This window comes from Hydrocarboniphaga sp., from assembly GCF_028291725.1.
Taxonomy (GTDB): domain Bacteria; phylum Pseudomonadota; class Gammaproteobacteria; order Nevskiales; family Nevskiaceae; genus Hydrocarboniphaga.
Genome location: NZ_JAQGNT010000074.1, coordinates 23,999 through 30,476, shown reverse-complemented (window position 1 = coordinate 30,476; position 6,478 = coordinate 23,999). Strand labels below are relative to the sequence as shown.

At 65.2% G+C, this 6,478-nt stretch carries 7 protein-coding genes; 2 read left to right on the top strand and 5 right to left on the bottom strand.

The window, feature by feature from the left end; all coding sequences use genetic code 11:
• Positions 1-207: 207 nt before the first annotated feature.
• From JWQ90_RS20320 to JWQ90_RS20305, 4 genes are read right to left on the bottom strand one after another with little or no spacing between them, the layout of a single operon-like run.
• Positions 208-447, bottom strand: coding sequence for a hypothetical protein (locus JWQ90_RS20320; RefSeq protein ID WP_299696850.1), 240 nt, complete (start codon positions 445-447; stop codon positions 208-210).
• A 40-nt stretch (positions 448-487) separates the two neighbouring features.
• Positions 488-1,129: a response regulator transcription factor gene (locus JWQ90_RS20315; protein ID WP_299696848.1), complete on the bottom strand. Its 642-nt coding sequence runs from the start codon at positions 1,127-1,129 to the stop codon at positions 488-490.
• Positions 1,129-2,007, bottom strand: coding sequence for a sensor histidine kinase (locus tag JWQ90_RS20310; RefSeq protein ID WP_299696847.1), 879 nt, complete (start codon positions 2,005-2,007; stop codon positions 1,129-1,131). The genes JWQ90_RS20315 and JWQ90_RS20310 overlap by 1 nt, the downstream gene beginning before the upstream one ends.
• A 20-nt stretch (positions 2,008-2,027) precedes the next feature.
• Positions 2,028-2,585: a GAF domain-containing protein gene (locus JWQ90_RS20305; RefSeq protein WP_299696846.1), complete on the bottom strand. Its 558-nt coding sequence runs from the start codon at positions 2,583-2,585 to the stop codon at positions 2,028-2,030.
• Between the two features lie 303 nt (positions 2,586-2,888).
• On the opposite strand from JWQ90_RS20305, the gene JWQ90_RS20300 reads away from it, so the two are divergent.
• The gene (locus JWQ90_RS20300) at positions 2,889-3,380 is read left to right on the top strand and encodes a CinA family protein (RefSeq protein ID WP_299696845.1); all 492 of its coding nucleotides are present in this window, start codon (positions 2,889-2,891) and stop codon (positions 3,378-3,380) included.
• Between the two features lie 34 nt (positions 3,381-3,414).
• Here JWQ90_RS20300 and JWQ90_RS20295 read toward each other — a convergent pair whose 3' ends face one another.
• The gene (locus tag JWQ90_RS20295) at positions 3,415-5,097 is read right to left on the bottom strand and encodes a radical SAM protein (RefSeq protein WP_299696844.1); all 1,683 of its coding nucleotides are present in this window, start codon (positions 5,095-5,097) and stop codon (positions 3,415-3,417) included.
• A gap of 364 nt (positions 5,098-5,461) precedes the next feature.
• Here JWQ90_RS20295 and recA point away from each other — a divergent pair, with 364 nt between their 5' ends.
• The gene (gene recA / locus JWQ90_RS20290) at positions 5,462-6,478 is read left to right on the top strand and encodes a recombinase RecA (RefSeq protein ID WP_299696843.1); all 1,017 of its coding nucleotides are present in this window, start codon (positions 5,462-5,464) and stop codon (positions 6,476-6,478) included.

The following is a 6,478-nucleotide window of genomic DNA, read 5'->3' as shown; positions in this document are numbered from 1 at the left end:
TCCATTGATGAAACTCCTCTGCGTTTGCTTGGCGGCTCACGCTCCGGAGTTTCATTGATGGACCGCCCGATACGTCGAACGTCTACTGCCTCCCCGGCAGAGCCGGGGGGTCTCCCATCGGACTAGTAGGTCGGCAATCCTTTGCCGACGTCGGCACTCGATGCGCAATCGTGGCCTCACGTCGGCAAAGGATTGCCGACCTACGGTCTAGCCGCCTTCCAGATCACGGAACTGCTGCTTGAGATGGAACTGCGGTTCGGCGACCACCGCTTCCAGCGCCTTGATCCGGTCTTCCAGCCTGGCAATGCGAGTGTCCTGCGCCTCGATATGCCGGCGCGCCTCGTCGCTGATCGCACCGGAGCCGGCGACGTTCTTGTAGCGGGAGCGCAGCACCCCGGCGATCAGCGCCGCGATCACGATGATCGTGACCATCTCGAACGGATTCATCGGCCGGTATCCTCGACGCTTTTTCTGTGAAGCGCGAAGCTTACGACAGCAGGCCCTTGCGCGCCGCGTAGCGCACCACTTCGGCGGTGTTGCGCAAGCCGAGCTTCTCCATCATGCGCGCACGATGGTTCTCTGCGGTCTTCACGCCGATATCGAGAATCTGCGCGATTTCCTTGGTGGTCTTGCCCTCGACCACCAGGTGGAAGGTCTCGCGCTCGCGCGCGGTCAGCGTGTCGTACGGATCCAGGCCCACTTCGCGCGGACGCTGGTGCTGGTCGGCCAGCGCCTTGGCGGCACGCGGGCCGAAATACGCCTGGCCGGAATGGATCGTCTTGATCGCCGTCATCAGGTCGGCGACCGAAGTGTCCTTGTTCAAAAACCCCGAGGCACCGGCGCGGATGATCGGCAGGATGTATTCCTCTTCCTCGTGCACGGTCAACACCAGCGCCTTGGTATTCGGCAGCTTTTCGCGCACGCGCTTGACCACCTCCAGGCCGGACAGACGCGGCATCGACAGATCGGTCACGACCACGTCGGGCTGCGTCTTCATCGCCAGCTCGACCGCCTCGTTGCCGTCGGCAGCCTGGGCGACGACTTCGCACTCGCCGGTTTCTTCGAGCATCGACACCAGACCCTGGCGTACGATGGTGTGGTCGTCGGCTACAAGCAGACGGATTGCCATTAGAGCCCTCCGGCTTTAGTTGCGGGGATTGCCACCGCAGGAATTTCATCGCCGGCTTCCACCGGTACCACCAGCGTAACTCTTGTGCCTTCGCCGGGTGCGGATTTAAGTTCCAGGCGGCCGCCGAACAGCTCGGCGCGATCGCGCATGCCGCGCACGCCGACGCTGTCGCCGAGCTTGTCGGGATTGTTGAGCTCGCCCGGATCGAAGCCGCGGCCGTCGTCGCTGACCTGCAGCCGCAGCAGGTTGCCGATGCGCGTAAGACGCACCTGCGCCTCGCTCGCGTTGCTGTGGCGGATCACGTTGGTCAGTGCCTCCTGCGTGACACGGAACACCAGCGTCTCCAGATCCTGGGTCAGGCGCTGTTCGCCCAGCGTGGAACTGCATTCGATCGAGATCGCGCAGCGTTCGGCCAAGGTGCGCGTCAGCCATTGCAGCGCGACTTCCAGACCCAAGTCGTCGAGCAGCGTCGGCCGCAACAGCCGCGACAGCTCGCGCGTGTCATGCAGCGCGCTGCGGGTGATGTCGAGCGCGTCGCCGAGCCGGCCGGCGAGGCCGACGTTCTCGTGCGCATGCGCGTCGTCGGCGATGCGCTGCAAGTGATTGGCAAGCGCAGTGAGTGTCTGGCCGATACCGTCATGCAGTTCGCGCGCAAGCCGGCGGCGTTCGTCTTCCTGAATCTTCCAGACCGCCTTGGCCAGCATGCGAAAACGCTTTTCGCTGCGCAGCGCAGCCTGGAACAGGCGCTGGTTGTCTTCGGTAAGAGCCCGGACCTGACGCAGCACGGCTTCGCGATAGTCTTCCGCGGCCGTGTCGAGATGGGCTTCGGGCATCGGATTCGATGCAGCAGACAATTGCGGCGGGACCGGCTTATCCATCGCGCGGCCGCCGCCAGTATTCAAATCAGGATGCGCGGCAGCGACAGCGAACCCGCCTTGATACAGGCTTCGAGCTGCGCCAACGCGGTGCAGGCCGAGGTTGCACCGATCACCAGCGAGGCCTGATCACAGAGCCCGTGCAGGATCTCCAGATCAAGGCCGCCGATCACGGCAGCGTCGGTGCCGCGCAGCGCGCAGAACAGGCCGGAACGGCGATCACCGAGATCTAGCGGCATGCAGAAGATCGCAGCGCGGCGCGAATCGGCAGCATTGGCCTCGAACTGGAACGCACGGCCCAATTCATCGGCGGCGACCGGCTGGCGTTCGCGCAATACGGTGCGCACCACCAGCGAAGCCTGGGTCAGCACCAGGTCCATCACGTCGACCGGGCGCATCTCGCGGACGCAGGCGACTTCCATCACGCCGGCGTCGTTGCAGATCAGCAGGAAGCCGCGAGTGGCGCCGAGCAGTTCGGTCGCCGTATGCAGGATGCCGCGCAAGGCCTGGGCGGCGCCCTCGGTCCCCGCGGCTTCGGCGACAACAAGCTCGGGGCCGACATCGGCTGTGGGCTCCAGCACGCGCTGACGCGCCGTGCTGCGGCGCCGTGGGATGGACGGACGGACTCGCTCGGGCGTCATCGTTAACGCGCTGCGGTGGCCGTGAAGCGGTAGGCGTGGCGCCATTGCCTCGACCTCTCAATTTTAAAATTTTAGGAGTTGCACGCTGGATAACTAACGACCCAGCATCTTCCTCTGGATTTGAGGATGATGCCACCCGTCCCGAGCGTGTCGCGATACCGCTGCAAACGCAAAACCCAAGCCACTTGAACCCGGTGAGCTAATTTAGCTATACCCGCCCCCCGGACTGGAAAACCCTGCCCTATGAACCCCTCCGATATCCCCAGCATAGTGCAGCGCATCGCCGATGCGCTGATTCGGCGCGACCAACGGTTGGCAAGCGCGGAGTCCTGCACCGGCGGACTGGTCGCCAAACTGCTGACCGACCGCCCCGGCAGCTCGGCCTGGTTCGAGCGCGGCCTGATTACCTATACCAACCAGGCCAAGCAGGATTTGCTGGGCGTGGCGCCGGCCATTTTCCGCGACCACGGCGCGGTTAGCGGCGAATGCGTGGCCGCGATGGCGCAAGGCCTGCTGGAGCGCGCGCCTGTGGACTGGGCACTGTCGGTCAGCGGCGTCGCCGGGCCAGGTGGGGGCAGCGCGGACAAGCCGGTCGGTACGGTCTGGCTGGGCTGGGCGCAGCGTGGGGACGCGGCCAGCACACAGCGCTTCCAGTTCGACGGCGACCGGGAGGCGGTGCGGGCAGCAGCGGCGCTGCAAGCCCTGAGCGGCTTGTTGCAGCGGCTCGCGAGCTAGCGCTTAGTTGCATAAGTCCTGCTGCATTCAAGCACTAGGCCGCCTCGCGATGCTCGCTTGATGTCGGAGCCGCCGCCAGATCGGCCTGCCGGGGCAGCGCGGCGCCCCAATGTTCCACCGAGCGATGCGCGATCCGGTGCTGGTGCCATTGCAGCGCGCACAGACCGACGAAGGACGGCAACGGCATGGCCTCCGCACCCAGCTGTTTGCGCTGGCCCCGATAGACCCTGATGTAGACCGGTGCCAGCGAGCGCAGCATCCCCTCTGCCGACAGCGCACGCGCCAGCTTGGCCGACGTGATCAGCGCACCCGCCAGGGACAGCAAGCGCTGCCGTCGTGACGGTCGCGGCATCTGGGCGGCGCGCTCCGCGCGATGCCGACGGAACTCGCTGGACTCGCTGTAGCCCTTGAACAGCCGCGCGAAGAAGTTCTCCGCCGAGGCCAGGCGCTGCACCAGGTCGCGGTGCCCCTGCTTGAGCTGCTCGCGCGTCATCTGCCTGGGCAGGAAAAGGCATTCCGGATCGCTGAAATCGAGCCGGCCCTCGGCCTTCAGCCGGGCGTGCAGCGGGGTGCTGGGAATCGGCGTCAGCTTGCTGACCACGGCCAGGCCGATGCCGTTGTCCTGGATGAAACGGAACTGCTCCTCGAAGATCGCAGCGTCGTCATTGTCGAAGCCGACGATGAAGCCGCCCTCCACGACCAGCCCGGCGTCGCGGATGCGTCGCAGCTTGTCCGCCATCGAGTCGCCGTGCAGGTTCTGGTTCTTGCGGGTCTCTTTCAGCGACTCGCTGCGCGGCGATTCGATGCCGACGAAAACGTGGTGGAAATTGGCCTGCACCATCAACTCCAGCAACTCGGCGTCGTCGCCCAGATTGATGCTGGCCTCGGTGGATAGCGCCAGCGGATAGCCGTGTTGCTTCTGCCACTGGGTGATGCGTGGCAGCAGCTTCTTGGCCTGGCCCTTGTTGCCGATGAAGTTGTCGTCGACGACAAAACAGGAGCGGAAACCGGCGCGGCGCACCGCCTCGAGTTCCGCAATGACCTGGTCCGGCGTCTTCAGCCGCGGCTTGCGGCCGAAGATCACGATGATGTCGCAGAACTCGCAAAGGAAGGGGCAGCCGCGCGATACCTGCAGCGGCGCGAGCATGTAATGACGCGCATTGACCAGGTCGTAGCGCGGCGCCGGCACCGTGCTCATGTCGGTGCGCTCCTGCTGCTCGTAGCGGCTTAAGGTCGGCCGGCCGGCCGCAAGATCCCGCAAAAACATCGGCCAGGTGGTCTCGGCCTCGCCGATGAAACGCACGTCGCAAAGACCGTCGAAGAACGACTCCTCGACGCTGATATAGGGGCCGCCGACGGCGACGATGACCGGCAGCGGCTTCAGGCGCAGCAGGATCTGCTCCAGACGGCCGCGCTGCACGATCATGCCGGTGACACCGACCACGTCGAAGCGGCGCAATGCCTCGAAATCGATGGCTTCGATATTCTCGTCCAGCAGCTCGACATCGTGACCGTCGGGCACCAGCCCCGCCAGAGCCGGCAGCGCCCCGGTGATCATGTAGCTGCGCTTGTCCTGCGGGTGCAAGGCGAGCGCGTACTCGTTGCCGAAGTAGGACGGCTCGAAGCGCGGGTTGATCAGGCAGATCGACAGCCGCCGCGGCGCCAGCCCGGCAGGTGACCGCAATTCGGACTCCAGCGCGTCGACGCTCATCGGCATGTAACCCCTGGTGCGACATCGGCCCGGTGGCGGAGCGGCGACCTCTCCGCCAAGAGCGCTGCCCCGAACCGGATTGTCGAGCCATGTTGCCCACGCCCTCCCCGGCTTTGCAACAAGGGGCGAAGCTCTTACGGCGGTGCCCCAGCCGACTCCGGCCACCGGATACCCGGCCAATGGCCAATGCGGAGATGCGAACCCGATCACGCCCGCCAGTTCGATCTATGGGACAATCCAGGCTGATCCGGCGACCCGCGCAGGCTTCCCAGAACGCCGCGGCGCCCACCCCAGCCGCACCCCAGCACTTATCGATTCGACAGAATTCAACCCAGCACCGGCGGCGCTCAAGCCTGCCTACGAGAGACCTATGGACGAAAACCGAAAGAAAGCCCTTGAAGCCGCACTCAGCCAGATCGACAAACAGTTCGGCAAGGGCACGGTCATGCGCATGGGCGCCAACGACCGCACCGAAATCGAATCGATCTCCACCGGATCGATCACGCTGGACGTGGGCCTGGGCATCGGCGGCATACCGCGCGGCCGCGTCGTCGAAATCTACGGCCCGGAATCGTCCGGCAAGACCACGCTGACGCTGCATATCGTCGCCGAAGCGCAGAAGCTCGGCGGCGTCGCCGCCTTCATCGACGCCGAGCACGCGCTCGACGTGTCCTATGCCGAGAAGCTCGGCGTCAACATTCCCGACCTGCTGATCTCGCAGCCGGACACCGGCGAACAGGCGCTGGAAATCGTCGACATGCTGGTGCGCTCCAACGCGGTCGACATCGTCGTCGTTGACTCGGTCGCCGCGCTGGTGCCGAAGAGCGAAATCGAAGGCGAAATGGGCGATGCCTCGGTCGGCGTGCAGGCGCGCATGATGTCGCAGGCGATGCGCAAGCTCACCGGCAACATCTCGCGCTCCAAGTGCACGGTGATCTTCATCAACCAGCTGCGCATGAAGATCGGCGTGATGATGCCGGGCCAGAGCCCGGAAACCACCACCGGCGGCAACGCGCTGAAGTTCTACGCCTCGATGCGCCTCGACATCCGCCGCATCGGCGCGATCAAGAAGGGCGACGAAGTCATCGGCAACGAAACCCGGGTCAAGGTGGTCAAGAACAAGCTCGCGCCGCCGTTCAAGCAGTGCGTGTTCGAGATCCTGTACGGCGAAGGCATCTCGCGCGAAGGCGAGCTGATCGACCTCGGCGTCGATCACAAGCTGGTCGAGAAATCCGGCGCCTGGTACGCCTACAAGGGCGAGAAAATCGGCCAGGGCAAGGACAACTCCCGCGTCTATCTGAAAGAGCACCCGGAGATCGCGATGGAGATCGAGACCGCATTGCGCACCAAGCTGCTGCCGCCGCGCGGCCGCGCTGCCGCCGAGTAG

What these genes read in the sequence shown, in the direction of transcription:
- JWQ90_RS20320 (WP_299696850.1), bottom strand. Translation starts at nt 447, where the DNA reads ATGAATCCGTTCGAGATGGTCACGATCATCGTGATCGCGGCGCTGATC.
- JWQ90_RS20315 (WP_299696848.1), bottom strand. Translation starts at nt 1,129, where the DNA reads ATGGCAATCCGTCTGCTTGTAGCCGACGACCACACCATCGTACGCCAG.
- JWQ90_RS20310 (WP_299696847.1), bottom strand. Translation starts at nt 2,007, where the DNA reads ATGGATAAGCCGGTCCCGCCGCAATTGTCTGCTGCATCGAATCCGATG.
- JWQ90_RS20300 (WP_299696845.1), top strand. Translation starts at nt 2,889, where the DNA reads ATGAACCCCTCCGATATCCCCAGCATAGTGCAGCGCATCGCCGATGCG.
- JWQ90_RS20295 (WP_299696844.1), bottom strand. Translation starts at nt 5,097, where the DNA reads ATGCCGATGAGCGTCGACGCGCTGGAGTCCGAATTGCGGTCACCTGCC.
- recA (WP_299696843.1), top strand. Translation starts at nt 5,462, where the DNA reads ATGGACGAAAACCGAAAGAAAGCCCTTGAAGCCGCACTCAGCCAGATC.